Genomic DNA, 23,311 nt, shown 5'->3' with positions numbered 1-23,311 from the left:
TATTTCATAATCATCGAGCAAGGAAAAAAGCTATGGGTGAAACTAATTACCGTTCAGGAATTGATCGGCGTTCCGAAGCTTATGGATATAATGTGGCCTATAGACGTTTCAGACACATTTCCGTGAGTGAACGAATTTTAAATACGGCTTTTCTGCTGACTATTGCGATCGGTTATATGGTTGCCCTGGCGAATATGTATTACACGCATCAGAGCCGCGACGGTATAGCCGGCTTATCCATAGACGATGTGATCATTGCCTATCACGGCTCAAACGATCAGACTCGGTTGGGCGCAGCGATAAAAGGCATTATGGAGCCCAATTTAAAATATAAAAGCGATAAGGACGTCATATTGAAATGGATACAAAATGGCGCAAAAGAGCCGGAGTATAACGATCACATTGCCCCTATCCTGAACCGTGATTGCATCATCTGCCATGCTCCGGCCATTAATCCGTCCCTGCCGGATCTGACCCATTATTCGGGTGTGGCAGAGGTTGCCCATGCCAACGGAGCATCGCTGCCGTTTCTGATCCGGATTTCACATATTCATCTGTTCGGTATGGCTTTTCTTCTGTTTTTTATAGGCAAGACCTTTCTGCTTTGCGATCTGAATAATATCGTCAAGAGAGTTTCGATAATCATCCCTTTCGCTGCAATGCTGCTGGATGTCCTGTCGTGGTTTCTTACCAAATCCTTTCCCGCGTTTGCCTATGTGGTCGTCGCCAGTGGCGCTTTGATGGGGATCTCTATGGGCATGCAGATTCTGGTCAGCATTTATCAGATGTGGTTTTATCCCAGGAATAAATTTAGATAGGTTTGCTGTAAACCGAATGGATAAATGGCTACACATGCGTAGCATCAGTCCCTGGTTCCCACGGTCCTCAGTGGGAACGAGGAAACCGCCGCTTTTAGCGGCGGTGCTCGGCGCGGCAAACGGTGCTTGTCATAACATCAGTTATTAATTGCTGGACGCATTATGCTATCGCAGAAAAGAAAGGGCTAGATCATCAGATACGGCCAATGCCATCAGCCGTTCAAAATTTGACGCCTACAGGCGTTATGCAAGCCTGTGGGGCGACTTCAGTTGCCCCACAGGTTTTAAAATCGCTTGTTTCGGCGGTTGAACAGAAGCTGCGTAAGTCCTGGCCTATTGTAAATTCTTCAAAATTTCCCCCCCTACGCCAATATCTGTCGTTTCACAGGTATGGGTTTCGCCTAGTTCTCCGATAGTAGGGACATCTATTTTATTGCCGCATTCTTCCCGGAAAGGAACCGCAATCCTGACCGATTTCTGCTGGGGAAGAGTTCTTGCCACAGTCTTCAGATCCTGGTCAGTGTCCGATACGATGCCATCCCCGTCTTTGAAATCAATCAAACCGACCAGAGTGGACTGACCCGTTGCAATGATCGAAACATAGGCTACATCGGGCGGTAGGGGATGAGCAGTTAAGTTGTTAAGAATGTTCAAAGCGGAACTGTCTGGCTTTAAATCTTCGATTGCCACACTGTTCGGGTCTATATCCGTAGATACCAGATCGCAAATACTGACGCTGCCGGTAATATCGGGAATACCAATACTGGTGTCATTGCACGCTTCGGCCCAGAAGCTTCCCTGGTGCGGCGCCCCAACGGTAATGAGTTTCGCGACATCTTTTCGATAAGGTATTGTCGCTGCGGCATTTGACTCTCGCGCCAGGCCTTGCAGATATTCCCTGGCTGCAAGCGTCCCCATGCTATGGCTCACCAGAAGAACCTTGGTTTTGCCGGGATTTGCATCCAGGACCGCTTTGATGACTGCAGCCAGTTCGCCCCCTTGCGCATCGAGGGGCAAACCCTGATTATCAGTGAAATTCAGCGTATAGAAGTCGCCGGCATTGCCTGTGCACTCAACACCGGGAGCGGACGGGCAGGTAATGCTGGCTGTTCCGGTGGCCGGATCGTAAGCGGGGATGCCGCCGAATGTCCAAAGGCCATTGTTTATCAGGTAGTCTCTAAAGAGCACCCAAGTTTCTGCAGAAGACGCTATGCCATGAATGAATATGACCGGATAAGGCCTTTCCCCGCATCCCGACGTTCCCAGCCAAGTCGATAAACTGCCCACATCCTGCAAGGTGCCGTCCGGCCTCAGGTAATACACATGGTCGTCTGCGGAGGACACGCCCAGATAAGCATTGGTGCCCGTGTAATGACGGTAGGTGTAGGGTGAGGAAAACTGCGTGCCTGAAACCGGCGGTGAAAACAGATTGGGATAGAATGTTTGCGCCCAGTTGAACAGGCATTCTATGTTATTGAGCGTCGGTTCTGCATCCGCAGCGTGTGCCGGGAAGTTAATAGCCGCTGTTGTGTTGCAGATCACTATGAGAATTATCAGCCTTAATATCTTCGCAAGTGAGGAATAGCCTATGTGTTGTTGGTTGTTCATAGTCTTACCCCAAAGGCATGTGAAGCGATTTTCGCTTGTCTGTTTCTTGCCGTTGTTATTCGATTTCTGTTGAATCAACCGGCAAAGTTTCAAAATTCGTGAGATTGTCCTAACTCCCGATTGCCCGCTTTCCGTTCCGATTGGCCAGTTTTGTGTACTGTATTGGGATTATTATCCCTTGTCTTTCAACATTAAAATCGGCGCAAATACCTAAGCAAAACTACGCAATAGCTTGTCGGCATCGTGCAAAAGTTTGCCATGCCTGTGAATGTGCCGGAATTAATGCCTTCGTTATATTTCGGATCAAAATTTTATAGGCTAAAGTGACAGAGCTGATGAAGCATAGTCACTCAGGCTATCCAGAGAGTATTGCGATTATTTAAGAGTGGCTTTCTGAATTGATTAACTGTTAGGCACGGGCTGTTTTTTATCTCGTTTGCTGTGGTAGCGATAGGTTGTTAAACCGATCTTCAATCCATAACTTCATCATATGGATATGTCCGCATAGGTACGAATTTACTTGTGCCCCTTGCGGGTATTTGCACTAAACACCAACGGCTTATACCAGCAAATCGCTATGTTGCAATATGAAAACAGCCAAAATCATCAACATTGAAAAATGGACGCAAAGCGAAGAGGCCAGTCCTCTGAAACTGGCTGAACTGCCGTTATCTGTTGAGGAAATTGAAGCATGCATCGGACAGTGTTTTGAGGAATATACAGAACATGGTTTGGGAAATTGCTACCGGGCATTTATTTCTATCGACGGCAAAGAAGTATTCATGCGAGGGGTTGCATCAAAGAGCAACAAAGAACCGGGCGTAATAGCTCAGGTTTACAGCCACGAAGAAGATCCCGGCCTTGTTTTGACTTATGTATGCGAGCTATTAAACATCACTGGAAAAGACATGCGCTGGGTTACGGAATTTTTGTCGGAACCAAAGTTTCTGCTTTACAGGATAGATGCCAATGCCAATGCCAATGAAATTGAAATGAAGCGCTTTCATCTTGAGAGTTCAGCCAAATGGGTGGCGGAAAAATACAGTAAAGGCGGCCATAAACAGCTTTATCTGGTGCGTCGCGCAACATAAGAGGTGAATACTCTTTATTTCGGGGCAAAATGCAAATGAATGATTGTTTGAAAAAACTGGATTTGATCTGGCATTTCTAAATGCTGGTTTAGATTGAGCCTGATAGCGGCCGTTTCAGTTCGATCCTAAGCCGTCTATGCATAGCGTTTTTTAAATGTCATTTCAGGGCGATATTTCGGTCATTCAAAATGTGGCTTTAGAATTATCCCGGACCGTTTATCATGCATAAAATGTAGTTAAACCGTTTAGAAAATCTGGTACTCAAGCTCATCCTTGACAGTAAACTGTAAAAGGACATATGTTAACCGGACCTGGACAATAATTTGTCGGGCGACTGTAAAGAAATGCAAACCTGAGAACCCTCAGGGTTCACAAAACATCACAAAGGAGGCTAGTCATGGCACAGATGGCATGTCCGCAATGCGGGGCGGTGTTCGACAATAGGGATGACCTCAGGGAACACCGAAATGTATGCGGCGGGGAGTTTGTTTCCCCGGAAGGAGAATTCAAACACAAGTGCAGCCGATGCGGTCAGCGCTTCAACACCGAAGAAGCTCTCGGAGCGCATCACATTCGGGCGCATGCAGGAGAACAAGAGCCCTGACAGCAATATCTCAAAGTGGGAAGAATTGCTGTTGCGAACGCACCTGTTGGTTTTCTTTTCTTGGATCTATTGATGTTTTTATAGAAACCTATGACGCCGCCCAGCAAGACACTGCACCAGCGACAATTCCGTTATGCTCCATTGCCGCTGGTGAGCTTGGTCGTTAGGCTTTTTGTAGTTGTAGCGTTGTAGTTAGAAATATTTATAACTGAATGGAGATGACAATGGCTAAAACGGAATGTGATCTTTATCGCTCTGTAATGGATAAATCGTTTAAAAGCATTAAGACTGGAACTTATCCTGGCGATGGAGTACTCGACCCTCGTTGGGAGTCCACAGAATATTTCAGCAAAAAACTTGGCCGCATGGTGACGAGCAAAGCGGATGTTGATGTTGTAACAGGTCAAAGTGAGCCGGAGGTCCTGCCCGGTGGCGGAACGTCCTTACACAATGTTCCACATTGGTTTCCAAATCACGACTTCTGGATTCCAGAAGGCACAGAATATAGCGATGAGTTGGTGATTCGAAAAGATCAAAAAGAAAAAACCAGTCCTTACAACCCAGATTTAAAGGGTTATCATTATCAAATTGAGTGCAAAACCAGAATGACCATCCCCACAATGAAAGGTTATCTGAATAACATGGCACGGGCTGCGGTTGTTCGTCAATGTGAATTGGCAAAAATCAATTCAATGTAAGGAGTGAGCATGCCAGAGATTAGCATTGAAGCATTAATTGTTTCCATTCAAGCTGTTGCTGCTGAAATTCGCGCTCTTCGAGAGGCTATACAGAGCGGCGACGCCGAACCAGAGGAGTACGAACTATTGGAGGAGCGACAAAGAGCTGCTGAAAATCTTGAAGCAGCTTATAACAAATTGGCAGTTAATGTGCTTAACCTTCCACCCTATGAGCAACTAATATCTGGGTAATTGCCTTGAAGGAGGCACATAGGTTGCCACATCAAGTATGTAGGTGCGCTGACGACTGCATGGACGCAGGAGGTAGAGCAACGCAGGAGCAGTTGCCGAGACATGAAGCGCATCGTTTGCGATCAATGCAGTTCATATAGCGCGTACGGTGGGTTGTAATTCCTAAAGCCAGACGGGGCTTGTTGCCCCGTCTGTAATGTTTCATGCAGTTGGCCATTGCTGGCTTCACGAAAGGCAAGGTAAGCAGCGGGGTTGGAAACCCCGTCGCGCTACAGCAAAAATCGACTTTTAGTGGTCTTTGTCGGCAATCGCTGAAATGACTGGTTTATGTTTTTGGCCCAAAATGCGCGAAGCCTGCATTTTGGGCCAAAAACATAAACCGGATATTGAAAAACATTGAACAGAAGGCCGCTTTTGGAATTTTTTAATCCAAAAGCACAGATTTTCGAGATTTCCTTAAGCTTATACCCGCTTTTATGATTTATCAGGCTGGCTGATTCAGCCTATTGTTTCATGATTTCTTCGGCAGCCGCTTTTAATTTGGCTTCATTGGCTTGGACGGGTTTCATCATGTCATTTTTAGAATTTTTAGCAGCTGCGACTAATTCATCAACAGTTTTGTATTTACTTTTTAAAGTGTCAAAGCTTGGAGAAACCGAACCATTATGACAACCTTTGCAACTATCTGATTCGCCAGCGATTGATAGGGATGGCATTAAGACAACTAAAGCCAATGCAGTCATTGCTAACAGAAGTTTTTTCATTCTAGATCTCCTCGGTTTTATTAGTAATTATTAATCTTTGAGATAAAGTTTGAACATTTTTTCGATATGGCTTTGAATGCTCAAGCGATTAGACTTAGATATAGATGGTTTTATTCATCTACAAAAAACTTTCTATCATTCCCTGAATCTCAATGCAACTCTTTACAACCTTCGCACATGACATTGTGTGCGGCTTTGAATGACTGTTTTCCGGCCAAGTATCCGTCTTTTCGAAATGGCCCGATTGTCTTTCAGGAAGCGATCGTTCGAAGTCCAACGTTATTTGCCCGTAACTCTATCTACAGCAATCCCCAAATACATGATGGATAATTTTTGCCGGTTCGAAGTCTATCAGTCAATTAGTTCACCAAGTGGAGGGCTGGCGATGATTCAGATCCGGAAAGCTGGCGAGCGAGGGCGCTCCCGTCTTAGTTGGCTGGAGAGCTATCACACGTTCTCTTTCGGCCAGTATTACGATCCGCAGCACCAGGGCTTTCGGACGCTGCGGGTCATCAACGAGGACCGGGTCCAGCCGGGGCAGGGATTCGGCACCCACTCTCACCGGGATATGGAGATCATCAGCTACGTGCTGGACGGTGCGCTAGAGCATCGGGACAGCCTGGGCAACGGCTCGGTGATCCGCCCCGGGGACGTTCAGCTCATGCGTGCGGGCACTGGAGTCACGCACAGCGAGTACAATCCCTCGAGCGAAGACCTCGTTCATTTCCTCCAGATCTGGATTCTTCCCGACGAGCAGGGGCTCGCGCCAGCCTATGAACAGCGCCACTTCCCGGTCGAGGCGCGGCGCAATGGCCTGCGGCTGATTGTCTCCCCGGACGGCCGGGACGGCTCCTTGCGCATGCATCAGGACGCGGAGCTGTATGCCGCCGTCTTGGAGAACGGTCAGTCCGTGACCCATGAGTTTGCCGGGGGACGCCATGCCTGGGTGCAGGTGATCCGCGGCCGCATTCGCCTGAACGGCCTTTCCCTGCAGGAAGGCGACGGCGCCGCCCTCAGCGATGAGCCACAGGCGGAGATGACGGCCGACAGTGAGGCCGAACTGCTGGTGTTTGACCTTGGATAGGAGTGACGACGATGACCCAAGACAAAGAGGCCCATACCGACTACCCGATCGAAGAATCATTGGCGAAGAGATGGAGCCCTTACGGTTTCGCCGACCGGGACGTCGCCACGGAAGACCTGCTCTCCATCCTCGAGGCCGTGCGCTGGGCGCCGTCCTCCTACAACGAGCAGCCTTGGCGCTACCTGCTGGCGCGCCGGTCGCAGCCGGAAGCGTTTGCGAAGCTTCTGTCCTGTCTGGTCGAGGGCAACCAGGTGTGGGCGCAGCATGCGCCCGTTCTCCTCATCGGAGTCGCGATGCTCGCGTTTCTGAGAAACGGCAAGCCGAACAAGGCGGCGCTGCATGATCTCGGCCTCGCGGCGGGGAATCTGTGTGTGGAAGCCACGGCCCGCGGACTGTTCGTTCACCAGATGATCGGTATCGTTCCGGAGCGGGTGCGCGAGCTGTACGGGGTACCCGAAGGGGCCGAGCCTCTGACCGCAATCGCCATCGGCTATCTGGGCGATGGCGGTAATCTCCCGGAGGCGCTTCAGGAGCGGGACCGCACGCCGCGCTCGCGGCGTCCAATCAGCGCCTTCGTTTTCGAGAACGCCTGGGCTGAACCGACCGAGATCGGCAAATAGCGAATCACTGGGCTCCGATATGGAGGATAAAGCTGATTTGAGCGGCCAAAAGGAAGGCGATTGATCCTGACGCGTGTTCAGGCTTCTTTTACGCCGGGTCGTTTCTCCGCGAATACCAACGGTTTTATATCTGAATTTATGTCTCCGGATACTATTAGAAATTGGGGCGGGCCGGGGTGCAAACTCCGGCCCGCTTGGGAAGCAGCCTTCAAAAAATCAGCCGCTCGGCTGGTTAGCTATTTTTATGGGGTTGTCGGCGTAACTGGGACGATTGCCAAGTATGCTTTCGGCGGAATAGGAGGCTGAGGCTGTTTCTCACCCGGCATAATAATATCGCTAGAGCTTGTCCCTACCGTCATCTGAGTGACGGGCAAGCAGATCACTGATTGCCTATCCACTGAACCGCCTATTTGCCACACCCGGTAATAGCGCCGGTTGCTGATCATGTCCTGAAACGAATCCTCTTCGGTCGCTTCCGCGTCCTTCCTTAACCCATAACCTACCCATATTTCCCCGTCCCCGGCGAACTCGGCCACATCTATCGGGGCATAATAGGAAATGCTCGTCGGTATGACCGATTCCAGTTTTGATGAAATTATAAAGGCCTTGGAGTATGGGTACTGATTATCGTCAGCAGCAACCCATGTAGAACCATTGTATAGCCATAACGCATCAGGCTGGCTATTGCGGCGAAAGCCGACGAATACGTCCCCGGTTTTTAAGTGGTCTTCCGGCGGTATGAGCAGATGATGATCCAGAATGGTTTTGTCGGGCGCGCCTCGCAGAGTTGTTTGTTCAAAACAATACTGTCCCGGCTCCGAGAATTTCATGGTATTTTCCACATATTGCGCGGCACCTATGGACTCAAGTTCCGGCGCCCCGGTTTCGGCCTGCGAAAAGGGGGCACCAAGCAGACAGGCTGCGGATGCGCCGCACAATAGCGCGTGTCGGATAAAGCGTTTCATTATTTATGTCTCCGGATAATATTAGAAATTGGGGATACGAATCCGCCGATAAGTTTGGATGCCGACGGGTGCGGGCAAGCTGTAGGTAACAGGGATGCTGCCCGTGGTAACGATCCAGGCCGTGGCATCTGCGACGCTGATGCCGGGAACGGCGGCCTTGATGGCGGCATACACACCGGCAGCGTGCGGGGCTGCTTGCGATGTGCCCTGCAGTTGTTTGGTGGCGGTAGTCGAAGCGCGATCCGCAGATCTGATCAATGATCCCCCTCCGCCACCCGGAGTCAACAGGATTGGTCCCTTGTAGAGGGCAGGATCGCCGATGTTTGCAAATCCAGCAAGAGCTGTACCATTTGTGTCGTTAACAACGGAGCTTACCTTAATAGTATGAGGGGTACAGGCTGGCCAACTGATTCCATTGCGGCTCCCATCGTTCCCGGTAGCGACCACGACTGGAACTCCCCGAGAAGTCAAGCTCTCTATAACGGCCGACAAACCGTTGCCACAATCTTTAGAGTAGATTCCTCCGCCAAGGCTCATGTTGACCACATAAGGATTGTTCGTGTCAGGCGTCGTGGCCGATAATACGGCGTCGAGGACAGCCTGAATGTCTCCATTAAATGATCCTGCCTTTAAGTTCGTTTTATCATACGAGAACACTTGAGCTGAGATCAATTCAGCGTCGGGTGCAACGCCTTGAAGGCTCGATGGCGAAATATAGGGGCTTTGGCGGCCTGCCGCGATGCCTGCGACATGCGTGCCGTGCGAACAATCATGATGATCAGTAGCTGCGGCCAAAGAAGCACAGGTTGTCACGTCTGCATACGGCTCTCCGGAGCCGGCCAGGCCTAATGGGCTGTCGCCTTTGACATCCTTGCTGGGGCAGATCGAACGATAACCATCACTGCTATCCGTGCCGAAGCAAGCTTCATAGGTGACCTTGGTCACGCCATTCATTTTGAAGAGTTCGTGATTTTTTCGTATGCCGCTGTCCACGACGATAATTTTCTGCCCGGCAGCGCGATACCCGGCGTTCCATGCCGATTGCATATTCATTAATCCAGTGCTGTCGGTCAGCATCGCCTCGGCGACAGGCCGGTTCAATTCGATGCTGAGAATTCTAGGATCGGCATTTTTATACAACCGCGCTAAGACGTCGTATGGGACACGTGCATGAATAGCCCCGGTTGCGGCATAGCTTGCCACAATTGCGGACGTTGACGATGTATCGGCATCGGCCAATATATCATCAAAGGCTCGCTGATTGGCGTCGGCTTGAGCCTTTAACGCTTGGGGCGACATGAAGCCGGCCTTTGCGGAAAAAATGGCGCCGCCGCGCAGTGTAATGATAACCTCGGCCGATCCGTCGGCTTGTGCGGATTTCAGTACATCAGCCGGCCATTGGGCCGGACGGGCATCAACAAAGCCTATCGGCTTGATTGCCCTTACGTCCTTGCTTTCACGCAGTTCATAAAACGCATTTTTGTCAATTCTCGCCCGAAAACTCGGGCTGGGCGCAGGCGCCCGGGACGGACTGGCGTCATAGTTTTTGAAGGTCCGGGCAACAGGATGCGCATTGATATTATTCAGGCGCCTGGCGATCTGGTCTGACAGTTCCGGTGAAGGCCGGAACACGGTCTTGCCGTTTTTGTCGATATCGTAGTCGCCTTCATCGATGTTCAGAAACACTTCAACAACGGCAAAGCCTTTTTCATTGATAATGGATTCGATGGCGTCGAGGCTGCCGTCGGAGCCATAAGCTCGAATCCGGTAGGCCTGCGTGACATCGGGCGAGAAATCTATCGCGTTAGTGCTGTTCGCCAGAACGCTAAGACCTTTTGCATTGACATAAACCCCCACTTGGCCGATGCCGTTGTTCCAATATCCCGACGTCATCGCATCTTGCCCCAGTTCTGCTAACAAGGCTTCCGCTTTCGCTTCTGTTTCTGCGTTTACGGATGCCAAGTCATTTTTCATTCTTTCCAGCGTTACCGAGTTATCCAGCGTCACCAAGACGCGAACCGCACCTTTGGAATGCGCTTCGTTGAGCAATCTTGCATAGTCGGCAGGGTCGGATTGAGCGCCAAAGGCAATAGGCGTCGCAAGCAAAGTAGGCAGCGCCAATATGGCTGTTGTTTTTGATTCAAACATGGTTATTTTTATTATTCCATTAAAGTAAGATCTTAAATTATTTTCATACTAGCCAGTATGAACTGCGGCGAGAAAACCAGAACAGCCAGCAGGCCGGAAGAAACCAGCCTAGTAAGTAAGGTACGCAGCAGGGGGCGCACTCTAACATATGATTTCAGCCTGCACAATTTTTAAGGTCAAGAATTTCCCGTTTATGCCGGTCAGTTATGCGGCTATGCTGTGTTATCCCACTGATTTGAAAGAAAGCACGCAATCCCCTATGGGCAGTTCGATCTCTATATTGAGCGTATTGATCGAAATGGCGGCTGGTGACGCGAATGACTGCTGCATCCAGTACGCGAAGCAGGCTTTATTAGTCAGAAAAAGTAACTAATGGATCGTCTAGCGTTCTTTTATTGTTTATATAGAGTTAACGATTGATTGACACGCAAAAACAGAGGCGCTTGTATCAGCATTGAAAACAACGGCTCGATGATCCGCCCTGAGGACGCTCGGTTCATGCACGCAGGTACCCAGGTACACGCAGTGAGTTCAATCTTCTTTCAGGCCGGGAGTTTCGCGCGCTTCCACCTTCAGCTCACCTGTGACGGCGAGTACGTCATGCCGGGTCGCTTCCCCTTCGCGCCAAAAGCGGATATCGACGGTTGCCTGGCCCACCCGCAGCTGACGAAGGGTGATGTCCGGCAGCCAGTCAGGCAGCACCGGATCGATGTAGAGCGTCTTCTTGTGGGCGTCGGCATCGAGCCCCAGGATGGCACGAATCAGATGAAACACGCTGCCTGCGGCCCAGGCCTGAGGCACATTGGCGCCGAGGTACTGGACCGGGAAAGTCCCGGACCTCCGCCGGATGCCCGCATACAGTTCCGGCAGGCGATGGAACCTGAAGTAACTGGCGGCTTCGCTGATATCGCGGGCGATCATTCCCGCTTCTTTCGCAAATCCGTAGCGCTTGAAGCCCATGGCGATGATCCCGTTGTCGTGCGGCCACACCGAACCATTTTGATAAGAGAACGGGTTGTAGGCCGGGTTTCTCTCGGAGAGCGTGCGAATGCCCCAGCCGCTCCACAGGTCGGGCTTGAGCAGCCGCCGGACCACCTGTTCGGCGCGCTCCGGGCGCACGATGCCGCTCCAGAGCAGATGGCCGGGATTGGATGCGATCGTCTTGACTTGTCGCTTGTCGCCGTCCAGGGCATAGGCGTAGTAGCCGAGATCCTCGCACCAGAACTGCTCCTCAAAGCGACTCTGCAGCTCGGAGGCTTCTTTCCGCAGCCGTGCGGCGTGCTCGGCATGGCCGAAGTATTCCGCCCCATCCGCGGCCCGAAGCTTGGCATCGAAAACATAGCCTTGAAGCTCGCACAAGGCTTTCGGCCCTTTGACCAGCGAGCCGTCCGGATAGACCACGGCATCGCCGGCGTCCTTCCAGCCCATGTTTTCGTAGCCGCGCGCGGAACGGGTCTGATATTCCTGGAAGCCGTCACCGTCGCGGTCGCCGTAATGATCGATCCACTCCAGGCACCGCCGTACCACGTCTTCGTAATGGGGGAAAAGCAGATCATCGCCCAGCCATTTCCAGGCTTCATGCAGCGCGATCAGATACAGGATGGTCGCATCGGCCGTGCCGTAATAAGGCGTGTGCGGTATGCGCCTGAAATGCGCCAACTCGCCGGAGCGAAGCTCGTGGGGCATCTTGCCGGGTTCGGCGTCCCGGTAATCGTCGATTTCGGTCGCTTGAAGATCCGCCAGACGCTGCAGCGTACCGCGGGCGAAATCCGGATATACGATCAGGTTCTGCAGGCTCACGATCAGGCTGTCACGGCCGAAAACACTGACAAACCAGGGCACTCCGGCCGCCGCGAGTATCTCGTGCCGATGCTCACCACCACGGGGCAGGCGCAGTGCCGCCATGTCTTCGACGGATTGCCGATACAGTCGATAAAAATCTTCGTTCGAAGTGGTGATCTGAGTGGTGACCTGCTTCCAGCGCGAGAGATTGTGGGCGGTTTGGGACCGATAAAGCGCATGGGCGCATTCCTTTGGCGCCACATGGAGGAAGTTGTCTTCGAGGATCTCGTATTTGCAGCAGGTATGCCAATTGCCGCCGGGCGGGAGATCCACCACGAAATTGATGCGGCCGTTGCCGTATATGGCCTTTGAGGTACAGTGCTCCATCCTCACGATGAAAGATCTCTGAAAATCGTCGTGGGAATAGCGGGTGATCAACTGCTGGGAATCGCTCTGCCATTCGGTTTCGATGTGCCCCCTGCGCGTAAATTCCTTGGCTTTGACTTCGAAGATATCGGCAAAATCGGAGCGAATCAGGATCTCGAGATTGAAGTGCAAAGGCTGGCAACTGTAGTTCCGGATATCGATGTCCTCGTGCAGCCCTTCAGCTATGACGCGGCTCAAAGCGAGCCCCAGGATTGCCGGCGCAATTTCGCCATGCTCCGTGACAACCCTGGGATTCACGAGGTAGGTCCGCGACGCGTAATAAGTGACCTCTGCTGAGTTCAGGAGGGTCCACGGCTGACCATCGATGTAGAGTTGATGGTGGCTGATGTAGCGGGTATCCCGGGAATAGAGTCCCTGGTCGGAAGCATTCGTGATGGAACCGTCGAATTCGGAGACCAGGAAGGTATTGCCATAATTGATGGTGATGACGGGAGGGCCGACCGTGATTTCCAGAGCCATTGAACTGTCTCCACAAAGAGGAAAGCATGCAATTGGACCTGGCGGATTCAGGCAGGTTCATGCCGCCCATTTGGGCATTCTTCTTTATTGGCGTGCGTTATGAGCTTGTTTTCTTAGAATCTGTTTGGGAACTCCCGCTTCAAGCCAGGCGTTCGTAGCTTTCGCGGAGGCGATGCGGGTAATTCAGCCAATCGGCGCGCTCGGCCACTGTCCCGGTCTCACACAATTTGGATTTGACGATAGAGCATCCAGAACCCATTGCTTTATACTATATTCTATCTGTACTTCAGCGATTAGTCGGAAAATTACTGTTTTGGTTTAAACATAAAGAGCTCACCATGAATTTGATTTCTAAGAATCATGCACCCATTCTACACCGTGGTCATTATTTAAAAGCAGCCGGTCTGCTGTTAACCGTTATGGCCTCGGCTGGATTAACATCCGCCTATGCCGCACCTAAACAAAGAACAATATGGGTTGACCGCGACGGCTATCTTGCCGATCCCAGTGAAACTGCAGACTGCGAGGATCAAGCCAGCACAGCTGATGAAGGCCCGGCAAGCCAGGATATGATGAGTATCCTTATCGATGTAGCGACCAAGGCCTTGATTCCGGCAAATCAAATCGATAGCTGCATGCAGCAAAAAGGCTACCTGAAAAAAGTGATCACGGGTAGCAGACTGCCGCCGACCAGACCTTATGGTTATCAACAGCCCCAACAACAAGGTTATCCGCAGCAACAGGGATACCCGCAACAGCAAGAATATTACCCTCAGCAACAAGGCTATCCCCAACAACAGGGCTACCCGCAACAGCCAGGATATTATCCCCAGCAACAAGGCTATCCGCAACAACCAGGATATCCTCAACAACAGGGCTATCCGCAGCAACAAGGCTATCCCCAACAACAGAGTTACCCGCAACAACAAGGTTACCCTCAAGCCCCTGTTTATCGGGAATAAACCAAGTCAGATAGTTGGGAACAGCTTGTGTAGGCTGGGGTGGAGTTTTAGCGGAAACCCAGCCTACCGCCGCTAAAAGCTGCGGTGCTCGGCGCGGCAAACGGGATAAAATCGTCCATGTACAACATCAATTTATAAGTTTAAAAAATTAGCGCGGCATTAAATAGCCGCTTTTAAAGGCCTTTGCCGATATTGAAGCAATTTTTTTGACAGAGCGCTTCTGGCCGAACTGAGACTGTCAGTGTCAGTATTATTTGGGTTCACTTCTTGCTAAACTAGCGCGACCTGAATGGCCGTGAATTATCCGAGAAATAAAAAGATTGATAAAGCGGACACTGAAAACCGGTAATTGTTGAGCGCCGTTTTATAATTTTTGAACTATGTTACTCGATTTCTCGCTTGATCAAACGCTGGTCATCGCCGTATTGTTTGTCTGGGCTGGCTTTATAAGGACTGGCCTTGGTTTTGGCGGCGCCGCATTAGGTTTGCCGCTGATGCTGTTCGTACACAATGATCCCCTCTTATGGCTGCCTATCATCAGTACGCATTTACTGTTTTTTTCCGGTTTAACATTGCGTACCCGCCTGCATAATGTCGACTGGCGGTATTTGCGGCAGTCTTCGATTTATATTATTCCTCCGGCCATCATAGGCGTATTCGGATTGGTGAACCTGCCGACCTTGTGGCTGAACGTGTTCATTTATTCAATCACCTTGTTTTATGGTTTGACATGGCTGTTCAACCGCGCCATCGAAAGCCGCCGGAACTGGGTGGACAAGCTGCTGTTAATCTTGGGCGGCTATATCGCCGGAACGTCTCTGACCGGCGCCCCCTTGATGGTGGCCGTATACATGCGCAATGTCAGCAGGGAGCAATTGCGCGATACCTTGTTTGTACTATGGTTTATCCTGGTCAGCATCAAAATGACGACCTTCGTCGCCCTGTCGGTTGATTTACATTTTCTGGCTGCGCTGACGCTGATACCGATTGCCGCTGTCGGACATATGCTGGGGCTGAAAGCGCATGACGCCATTATGCGCAATGACTTGCTGTTTAAGCGCTGGATTGGCGGCGGTCTGGTGATTGTCAGCGCTTTGGGGTTATGGAACTTATGGATCTGAAACAATCCCGGAAAGGCCAGCTATCTGAAGGGCATCCTGCTTATAAACTGTTAACTGATGTTACGCAGTTAGTTGAGATTTAATCAAAGTGTCGCTAGCGCGACGGTTTTATTTAATCGGGTTTATCGCACCCGAAGGCGAGTTACTTTCTTTTGCGCGGCCAAAAGAAAGTAACCAAAGAAAAGGCCGCCCGGTTGCCGCTTGTTTCCTGCGCTTCTCGCTTTCGCCGAGGGTTGCCAGAAGGGCCATCCTTGGCCCTCTGGCAACGCGCTGCATCCATGCAGCGCCCCTGCGGGCTGTTCTCGCCGAAAGCTGCGGTGCTCGGCGCGGCAAATGGGATGAAACCGCTCATGCGTAATACCAGCTGTTTATAGCTTTAGCAGGATAACTCTACCTGCAATACGGGCGTTGTCTACATTTGTTTCAATTTTGCCTCAGAGTCCGGCAGGATGGTAAGCCAATAAGAGCGATGCAGACTGAGGTACTGGCTGACGGCCCGAGGCAGGGAGCCGCCCATCTTGAATCCTAGCCACTTGAGCATCGTTCGCAGCACGGCGGAAGGAATCAGCCACGGCGCTTTTTTCAGCAGATAACGCATCTCCGATATGACATAGCGCCGCCCTTCGCCGGATGCGCCGCCAAATAACTGCTGGAGCCACGGCGTATGAGTATGGAAAACGCCGATATCGAAGTAGCGCTTGAATTCATCCATAAAATGGTAGTTGTGAGAATGAAACACTTGGGCTTCGGCGCAATAAGCGATTTGCCAGCCGGCCGCCAACATTTGCCCGGCCACATGCGTGTCTTCATTCATGATAGTGTCGACAGGGAACCCGCCCACATGGGTCAGCGTGCTGCGCCGATAGGCGGCGAAGGAATTGGAAATAAAGGCCGTTTTAATGCCAAAACGTGCCCGGTCTTCCAGACCGCGCAGCTGGCTCTCCGGCGGATAATTGAAAAGACGGGCATGGGCGGCAATCGGCCCGGCATTCCGATGCGGAAGCTGGCGTCCATAAGCCGCGCCGACCCGCTTATTCTCGAATACGGCTAATAGCTGCTCGATGGCATCGGGGTTGGCCAATAAGGCATCCTGCGTCAGGAACACGATGATTTCGGCATCCGGCATCATCTCCACGCCCATTTGGCGCGTCCCGCCGTGGTTGAAATCGGCCTTGGCGATCACTTTCACGGTAAAGCCATGGGCGCGCGCCAGAGCTGCGGTATTGTCGTTGGACGAAGAGTCGATCACCAGCAGGTAGTCCGGTTTCCGGGTTTGTTGTTCAAACGCTTCAAGCCAGGATTGCCAAAGCTTGCCGGCATTCAGGGTAGGGACGATAAGGCCGATCTTACTCATACGATGAACCCTCCGCCAGTTTTTGCTGCGCACGGCCAAGACCAGTCCTTGTCAACACCTGCCAGACCCGATCGCCCAGCTTGACGGGATCGAGCTGTTGCTCGACGTATTGCCGGCCATTGGATGACAGCTGTTGCCATTCCGGCAGGTTCAGCGCTTGAGCTTTACGCAGAACCTCGCATACCGAAGCTTCATTTCTATCGAAGATGAAGCCGGCGCCTGCAGATTCGATATGGTCCCAGGCCAGTCCTCTGGCCACCAGAACCGGGCGCCCCGCCGCCAGGGCTTCAGCCACCACATTGCCGAAGTTCTCCCGCATGCCGCCGGCTTCTTCCAGCCCTGAAGGCAGCACCAGAAAATGGCTGGACGCCAGCAAATCCATGACTTCATCGCGCTGCAGATAGCCCCGGTAAGTGATAGCGCCCTGCGCCTGTTCGACCAGCGCCTGAAACTCTTCGAAATAGTCGCCGTCGACGCTTCGGCCGGCGACTACCAGCCGATCGGCGGGCCGGCGGACTTTCAGCCAGGCCCTGATAAAAGCGTTGATGCCTTTTTCCTGCTGAATGTGGCCGAGAAAGCAGAGCTTCATGCCTTCTCCGGTCGGGTGTTGGGCCACTTCAATTTCACGGCTGTCGATGCCATTGGGAACCAGCAGTATGCGGGCATCTTCGCCGAGCACGTTGCGCACGCCTTCAGCCTCGGTGTCGCTGGTGCAATGCACGGCGATGGCCCGGCGCAAGGTCGGAAAGGTCAGCCATTTATAGTAAAGCCATTTGTGAGGTTTCTGCCGACGGATCAGATCGACATGCTCAGGCATCAAGCCGCCATGCACGGCAACCATGAACGGGCGGCGCAGCAGCACGCAGAAAACAGCCGCCAGCGTGGAAGGCCAGGTGGCGATGCCGTGGATATAGACGACCGGCGCCCGCAGGCATAATTTGAACAAGGCCGGAATGGCGCCGAGCCCGAAGCCCCAGCGTCTGAAGCCATAGCAATGATAGAGATAGACCTCCACCTGTTCGCCAAGCTGTATCTGCTCAGGGCGCAGCCGGCCGTCGATGGATTCGTCGGACGAAACCACCGCCATCCTGTGCCCCCGTTCCGCCCAGGCCTTGGTCAAAACGCTGGCTGTGACGGATACGCCGCCGTAACCTTTGGCCGGAGGTATATGCGTGGTAACGATACCTGCATTCATAATAGTTTTCCTGAATCTGTCTGTGAATAATTAAAAACTGTTGTGGGGCTCGCGTTCGGGGCTTTGATAGGCCAGAAACCCGCGCCAAACGCCGACGAAATTGTAAAAAGAGTAGGCCAGCTTTTTCGGGTTCAGCAGAACCAGGGCCAGCAGCATCTTGATGGCGGGCGCGACGAACATCTTGCGAACGATGTAGTACAGAATGAACACGTCCAGCTGATTGGCGAATTTTCTAATGTAAGCGCCAACGCCGGTGGAGTACATGAGCATCCGGCTGGTGCCAAGCTTATAGTGATCCTTGTCGGCGTGATAAATCCGGATGTCCGGCGTATAGAAAGCAGTGCAGCCGGCGCGCAGCAGCCGATACAGGAGCTCAAAGCCTTCGCCGCCGGAATATTTCGAGCCAATGCCGAAGTCATGATCCATGTAAAACTGCCTGCGGTCGATCCGGCTCATGTTGAAAAACTGCGTAAACTCGACGCCCATCATGTGAAAGCGTGAAAAATATTGGGCTTTGGGACTGTTGACGCCAATGCTGAACCGGTCGGATGCAAAGTCATACGAGCCCGCCACCAGGATGGCGAGGTCTGGGCGGCTTTCAAATTCGGATACGACATTTTTCAGCACATCCTGATCATAGGCGCAATCGTCATCAGGGAAGGCGATGATGCCGCCTTTGGCAAAGCCGATACCATAATCTCTCGCCCTGGCGTTGCCGGCAAAATTCACTTTGATATGGTTTACCGGAAAGCAGTCCTTGAACGATTCGACGATAGCATCAATTTTGCCGTCCTTGTTCTGGTCGATAATGATCAGCTCAAAGTCTTTATAGGTCTGCGCCTGTAAAGACTCCAGAAAAGAAACTAATTCGCGGTCTCTTCCCAGCGTTGCCAAAACGAGTGAAACTTTCATATTGATTACCTTCACTGAGTGGCGGCCTTCGCCTGGACATAGATGGTTGCCTCATACCAGGTAAACATGAGCGCAAACTCCAGCCCTGCAAAGCCGTCCAGAAAACCACCTCGCAACACGAAGTGGTATAGAAACCGGGCGACAATCCTTAGCCAGGACCGCCCCAATAAGACGCTGAGTCGCCCGCGTGTAGTCATCACGGCGCCGGTGGTCGGCTTGAGCTGCACTTCCTGCGCGGCCTTGCCGATATGTTTGTGCATCCATTCAATGATTTCGCCGTGGTAAAAATAGTGTTCGTAAGGAATGTCGGTGTAGCCGATCCGGCACGTGTTAACAACGGCTTCTCCGTGTCCTGTATGGTTGCGGACAAATCGCGTGGTTTCCCTGCGCACCAGTCTCGGGTGATAAATGGGATAGCCCGGCGCGTAATCCAGGCGCTTTTCCCGAAGATACAGGATAGACGGCACCATCAGCACATCGATCGCTTCATTGTCGGGCATCCCGGATTCAAACCAGTCATAGAATTTTTCAGGATAGATTTCATCGGCGTCGACAAACAATATCCAGGGCGTGTCGATGCCGCACTGATTGATGGCGAAATTGCGCTGTTCGGCAAAGCCGGGCCACGGGTTGTGGTAAATCCTGCAGCCGCGGCTTTCGGCGATGGCCAATGTATTATCGGTGCTGCCTGAGTCCACGATGACGATGGGATAGCGGTCGGGGATGGCTTGCAGGCAACGGGGCAGGTTGGCTTCTTCGTTTTTGGTCAGAATAGCGACTGTCAGCATAGGTTCTTTCTGAAATTTCCGGTTTGCATGCACGGCAAGGTTATTTCTTGACCGCATAGAGATTGATGTAAATGCCCAGTCCGAAGAAATTCATCAGACCGGCGAACGGGATTTGCACAAACCTGACCAGCGCGTCGGCTGCGGCAGCCGGTCTCCCGCTTAGCCCCAAGCGTCTGGATAGCGCATTGAACGGCACCCGGGTGATCTGCTCCACCTTAACCACATGGAAGCCGTTCTGTTCGAGCAGGGCTGTCAGGCCTTGCTCGGTAAAGTAATTGACATGCTCCGGCACCCACAGACAGGCATTATCCTTCGTGCCCAGCAGCTTGACCAGGAACGAATCATAATTAGGCACGGCGCAGGCCAGAACGCCGCCGGTGGTCAGCAAGTCTGAGACTTTGCGTATGGAGCGGTTCGGCTCAAGCAAATGCTCCAGCACCTGCGACATCAGCACCACGCCGAATGGTTCGTCCGGTTCAAACTCCTCGAACATGACAGGAACCGGCTCATCGCTATTCAATTTTCGGAACACTTCGTTTTCGTATTCGCCCGGATTGATGCTGATCGTCTGATAGCCCGCTTTTTTCAGCGCCCGCGTGTAGAAACCAAAGCCTGAGCCGATATCCAGCGCGCGGCGGTTGTCGGAATAATTGTACTGGTCCGCATGCTTAGCCATGCGTTCGGCATCGACCGTGCAGTTGGGAAACTCGGCTTCTCTGGCCAGCACATCCTCTATGGTGACAGGTTGGGTCAGCGCCTGCCCCGAGTATTGGTAAATGGCCTGCAGCCATTGCACATGCGGAGGCTGGTTCAGGAAACCGGTGCCGCAGTCGACGCAGCGATAGATATGGAATTCCTTGTTGTCAGCGCCATCCGTGTACTGATAATTCTTCGTCCGCCAATAGCTTATTTTTTGGCTGCCGCAGGCCACACACTCGTGTAAAACGTCGCCATAGATTTCTGATGTTGCCGGTGCATACGCCATAATGTTTATTTTTCCTTTAACGGGCCTGTTGGTTAAAAATAGGGTTCAACAATTTTATCTCTCAATCATTAGCCGATCATTACGAACGCTTCAGGCTGCGGCATTGCAACTTGCCGCCTCGATTTCGTCATTGTGCTGCAAGCTGATGACTCGCCACGGCTTGGCTAACAGCGCCAGAACCAATGTCTCGACGCCGTAATAGATAGGGTTGGCTAAGGCGGCCCCCATCAAGCCGTAGTATTTTACCATCAGCGGAATGCTGATGACCGCCGCCACAGCGCCGCAGGCGCGGCCAAGCAAAAACAGCCGGGTTTTTTTATTGGCCAGCAGCGGCTGGCCCACGACAGTTCCCAAGGCATGCAAGGCAGAACCGACCGCGATGGCCGGCATTAGCGCAACCGCTGAATGATACGATTTTGCCAACAGCAAAGTCGCCACCCAATCCTTGGTCAACAGCAACAGCGTCACGCCGATAATGCCCATGGCAATCACGCAGCCTATCCACAGCCACAACAGCTTGCAGCCTTCCTTCATGCGGTTCTGCGAACATTTTTGAAAGTAGGCCGGCTGAAAAGTGCGCAGCAGCACCATCGCGCTACGGTTGAACGCCTCGTTGATGATCAGGTAAGTCGCCGCATACAAACCCACGTCCGCGGCCGTCATCATGTAGCCGATAACATAGCGGTCGCCCAGGCCGTTGAGCCAGAAAATCAACTCCATTGGAATCAAGGGCAGAGCATAGGCTAGCACATCCCGCCTGAAATTACGGGACCTGACCGGCCGGCGCTGTTTGTCCTCAGCTTTCACACGGTGGATCAGCGACCAGACCGTATTGGAGACCAAGCTGGCCAGGATGTAGCCCAGCAAGATCCATTCGGCCTGCCGGCCCAGATACCAGACCAGCGAGATCGAGAGCACCGGCCGCAGGATGCTGTCGGTGGTCTGCCACAGGCTCGCGCCCCGTTGCTTGCGCTCGCCGATCAGCAACTGAATGCTTAGTTCCCGGCGCACTGTCACTGCCAACAGGATGCCTGCCAGCGCGTACAGCCAGCTGTCGTTGTGGGTAAGATAGCCATAGGCGGCACCGCCCGATACCAGAAAAACGATCGCAACCATCGTGGAGTTTCCAGTCAGGTCGGACACGACGCCATGCAGATCGGCGCGCTCCTGCCTGTTCTGGCACTCCGGCAATATCCGCATGCCGGCACAGATGAAAGGATAGGAAAAGAGACTCACGCCCAGCGCGACAAAGCCGTTCAGCAGGGCGACCTGTCCGTAGGTCTCCGGCGCGACCAGTTCGGTCAGAATGCGCGTGCCTGCCAGCAAGGCCAGAGCCGATGCCAGTTGTCCGAACAGCGCCCAGAACGCATCGCCGAATAAACGTCTTTCTTTCAATAGTCCCATAGTGTCTTTTAAAGGCTTGCTGTCAGTTGGGGCGCTGATAATAGGAGTCCGAAGCTACCGGGCCGGATTTCAACGGAATCGCATTGGGAAGTCCGGTTCCCAATACGGTTCCCCACAGGTACATCAGCATCGCATTCTGCGGAAAATACTCCCACATATTGAAAGTCAGTCCCGCCACCAGAATAAACATGATGACCAATCCCTTATTGGAATGGACGGATACCTTTGTCGTCATCCATAAAAAGCCGACATAGGCCAACAGGCCGATCACGCCATAGCCATTCAGCAGGAATAAATACAGACTGTCGGAATCGAACTGGCCAGGGAAATATTCGGCGCCATAGAGGACGTTGATTGTATTGGAGCTGAGCCCCAGACCCCAGCCGAACAGAACATCCTCAGGCCCATCAATATAATTGGAAAAGATCCGCTGCCACAAGTCCAGACGGCCGTCCTGGGTCGGGTCCGCGTCGTCGCGGCCGGAAAGCAAAGGGCTGGAGGCCAGGACCAAGGCGCCGACAGCCAGCAGCGGCGCCGGCATGACCAGTGCCCAACGGTCGCGCGGACGCAGCGCCGCATAAATCTGGAAGAACACCACCAGCAAGGAGCTGATCAGCGCAGTGCGCGAGCCGCTCAGCAGCGCCAGAAAGATGCTCACCGCCATCCACTTGCGCATGCCCGGCACCAAAGCGAACAGCAGCGAGCAGGTCGCCATGGCCGCGCCGAACAGGTTGGGGCTGACGAAGGTGCCGAAAGGCCGGCCGCCGCCCAGCAGCGATACGCCCAGTATCGGCGGCGCCCACAAGGCCTGGGTGATCGCCAATACGGTCTGGAGTGCAATGTAATAACGCAGATAATGCGCGAATTTATAAAGGACATATTCGCCTGCGCCCAAACGGCTGGTCGCAAAACCGATCAACGCCACGGGCAGATATTCGAAAATACGCAGCCCCGCCATCGGCACGACCAAAGGCAGGTCCAGAGAAAGCGCATAGACGATTTCACCCAGTACATAAGTGGCTATTACGGTAAGAAAGGCAAACACGGGCGCGATCAAGATGCCTTGCCGCAGGCGCGTCTCAAGAAATCCATAGACGATGAGCACCAGCAGCATGACTTCACGCAGTATGCGCAAACCGAAATCCTGCTCGCCGTAAACCTCTTTCACGCCGTTCCAGTTCGACTCCATCTGGGGCAGAGCCGCCACGGTCGATGCGCAGACCAACGCAAACAGCAGCATCGGCAGATCTTTCTCCAGGCGCAGATTCATC

21 protein-coding genes are annotated in these 23,311 nt (G+C 52.6%); 9 read left to right on the top strand and 12 right to left on the bottom strand.

The features are described from left to right. Positions 1-32 precede the first annotated feature (32 nt). Positions 33-818: a hypothetical protein gene (locus ACTNE6_RS14305; RefSeq protein WP_442497223.1), complete on the top strand. Its 786-nt coding sequence runs from the start codon at positions 33-35 to the stop codon at positions 816-818. Positions 819-1,151: 333 nt separating this feature from the next. Here ACTNE6_RS14305 and ACTNE6_RS14300 read toward each other — a convergent pair whose 3' ends face one another. Then, positions 1,152-2,426, bottom strand: coding sequence for an esterase/lipase family protein (locus tag ACTNE6_RS14300; RefSeq protein ID WP_442497222.1), 1,275 nt, complete (start codon positions 2,424-2,426; stop codon positions 1,152-1,154). A 587-nt stretch (positions 2,427-3,013) separates the two neighbouring features. Between ACTNE6_RS14300 and ACTNE6_RS14295 the strand changes: the two genes are divergently transcribed. From ACTNE6_RS14295 to ACTNE6_RS14280, 4 genes are all read left to right on the top strand, one after another. Further along, a complete protein-coding gene (locus ACTNE6_RS14295) occupies positions 3,014-3,517 on the top strand; it encodes a hypothetical protein (protein ID WP_442497221.1) in 504 nt (167 codons plus the stop codon). 397 nt (positions 3,518-3,914) lie between these two features. After that, positions 3,915-4,121, top strand: a complete 207-nt coding sequence (locus ACTNE6_RS14290; RefSeq protein WP_442497220.1) for a C2H2-type zinc finger protein — start codon at positions 3,915-3,917, stop codon at positions 4,119-4,121. A gap of 224 nt (positions 4,122-4,345) precedes the next feature. Next, entirely contained in the window at positions 4,346-4,819 is a 474-nt protein-coding gene (locus ACTNE6_RS14285) for a hypothetical protein (RefSeq protein ID WP_442497219.1), read from the top strand. A 9-nt stretch (positions 4,820-4,828) separates the two neighbouring features. Further along, positions 4,829-5,050: a hypothetical protein gene (locus ACTNE6_RS14280; protein ID WP_442497218.1), complete on the top strand. Its 222-nt coding sequence runs from the start codon at positions 4,829-4,831 to the stop codon at positions 5,048-5,050. A gap of 503 nt (positions 5,051-5,553) precedes the next feature. Here the strand turns inward: ACTNE6_RS14280 and ACTNE6_RS14275 are convergent. Further along, the gene (locus ACTNE6_RS14275) at positions 5,554-5,814 is read right to left on the bottom strand and encodes a hypothetical protein (RefSeq protein ID WP_434485284.1); all 261 of its coding nucleotides are present in this window, start codon (positions 5,812-5,814) and stop codon (positions 5,554-5,556) included. A gap of 385 nt (positions 5,815-6,199) precedes the next feature. Between ACTNE6_RS14275 and ACTNE6_RS14270 the strand changes: the two genes are divergently transcribed. Further along, the gene (locus ACTNE6_RS14270) at positions 6,200-6,898 is read left to right on the top strand and encodes a pirin family protein (protein WP_442497217.1); all 699 of its coding nucleotides are present in this window, start codon (positions 6,200-6,202) and stop codon (positions 6,896-6,898) included. Between the two features lie 11 nt (positions 6,899-6,909). After that, positions 6,910-7,518, top strand: coding sequence for a nitroreductase family protein (locus ACTNE6_RS14265; protein WP_442497216.1), 609 nt, complete (start codon positions 6,910-6,912; stop codon positions 7,516-7,518). Between the two features lie 242 nt (positions 7,519-7,760). Here ACTNE6_RS14265 and ACTNE6_RS14260 read toward each other — a convergent pair whose 3' ends face one another. The 3 genes from ACTNE6_RS14260 to ACTNE6_RS14250 all read right to left on the bottom strand — a co-directional run bounded on the left by ACTNE6_RS14260 (position 7,761) and on the right by ACTNE6_RS14250 (position 13,319). Continuing rightward, complete coding sequence (locus ACTNE6_RS14260; protein WP_442497215.1) at positions 7,761-8,483, bottom strand: hypothetical protein; 723 nt, start codon at positions 8,481-8,483, stop codon at positions 7,761-7,763. 21 nt (positions 8,484-8,504) lie between these two features. Next, the gene (locus ACTNE6_RS14255) at positions 8,505-10,631 is read right to left on the bottom strand and encodes a S8 family peptidase (protein WP_442497214.1); all 2,127 of its coding nucleotides are present in this window, start codon (positions 10,629-10,631) and stop codon (positions 8,505-8,507) included. A 531-nt stretch (positions 10,632-11,162) separates the two neighbouring features. Continuing rightward, positions 11,163-13,319: an amylo-alpha-1,6-glucosidase gene (locus ACTNE6_RS14250; protein ID WP_442497213.1), complete on the bottom strand. Its 2,157-nt coding sequence runs from the start codon at positions 13,317-13,319 to the stop codon at positions 11,163-11,165. Positions 13,320-13,546: 227 nt separating this feature from the next. Here ACTNE6_RS14250 and ACTNE6_RS14245 point away from each other — a divergent pair, with 227 nt between their 5' ends. Both ACTNE6_RS14245 and ACTNE6_RS14240 read left to right on the top strand, forming a co-directional pair. Continuing rightward, entirely contained in the window at positions 13,547-14,281 is a 735-nt protein-coding gene (locus ACTNE6_RS14245) for a hypothetical protein (RefSeq protein WP_442497212.1), read from the top strand. A gap of 380 nt (positions 14,282-14,661) precedes the next feature. Continuing rightward, positions 14,662-15,402, top strand: coding sequence for a TSUP family transporter (locus ACTNE6_RS14240; RefSeq protein WP_442497211.1), 741 nt, complete (start codon positions 14,662-14,664; stop codon positions 15,400-15,402). A 412-nt stretch (positions 15,403-15,814) separates the two neighbouring features. Here the strand turns inward: ACTNE6_RS14240 and ACTNE6_RS14235 are convergent, their stop codons facing one another. The 7 genes from ACTNE6_RS14235 to ACTNE6_RS14205 form a co-directional block, all read right to left on the bottom strand. Further along, positions 15,815-16,756: a glycosyltransferase family 2 protein gene (locus ACTNE6_RS14235; RefSeq protein WP_442497210.1), complete on the bottom strand. Its 942-nt coding sequence runs from the start codon at positions 16,754-16,756 to the stop codon at positions 15,815-15,817. Beyond that, on the bottom strand, positions 16,749-17,951 hold the full coding sequence (locus tag ACTNE6_RS14230; protein ID WP_442497209.1) for a glycosyltransferase: 1,203 nt from the start codon (positions 17,949-17,951) through the stop codon (positions 16,749-16,751). The genes ACTNE6_RS14235 and ACTNE6_RS14230 overlap by 8 nt, the downstream gene beginning before the upstream one ends. Before the next feature lie 30 nt (positions 17,952-17,981). Further along, positions 17,982-18,863: a glycosyltransferase family 2 protein gene (locus ACTNE6_RS14225; RefSeq protein WP_442497208.1), complete on the bottom strand. Its 882-nt coding sequence runs from the start codon at positions 18,861-18,863 to the stop codon at positions 17,982-17,984. Between the two features lie 11 nt (positions 18,864-18,874). After that, positions 18,875-19,651: a glycosyltransferase family 2 protein gene (locus tag ACTNE6_RS14220; RefSeq protein ID WP_194970171.1), complete on the bottom strand. Its 777-nt coding sequence runs from the start codon at positions 19,649-19,651 to the stop codon at positions 18,875-18,877. A 40-nt stretch (positions 19,652-19,691) separates the two neighbouring features. Next, complete coding sequence (locus ACTNE6_RS14215; RefSeq protein WP_442497207.1) at positions 19,692-20,636, bottom strand: class I SAM-dependent methyltransferase; 945 nt, start codon at positions 20,634-20,636, stop codon at positions 19,692-19,694. Between the two features lie 90 nt (positions 20,637-20,726). After that, positions 20,727-22,040 carry a lipopolysaccharide biosynthesis protein gene (locus ACTNE6_RS14210; protein ID WP_442497206.1) on the bottom strand — a complete coding sequence of 438 codons (1,314 nt, stop codon included), beginning with the start codon at positions 22,038-22,040 and terminating at the stop codon, positions 20,727-20,729. A gap of 22 nt (positions 22,041-22,062) precedes the next feature. After that, positions 22,063-23,310: an O-antigen ligase family protein gene (locus ACTNE6_RS14205; RefSeq protein WP_442497205.1), complete on the bottom strand. Its 1,248-nt coding sequence runs from the start codon at positions 23,308-23,310 to the stop codon at positions 22,063-22,065. Position 23,311: the final 1 nt, after the last annotated feature.

The organism is Methylobacter sp. sgz302048 (genome assembly GCF_052162025.1).
GTDB lineage: Bacteria > Pseudomonadota > Gammaproteobacteria > Methylococcales > Methylomonadaceae > Methylobacter.
The sequence above is the reverse complement of the archived record's forward strand: the minus strand, read 5'-3'. Positions and strand labels throughout refer to the sequence as shown.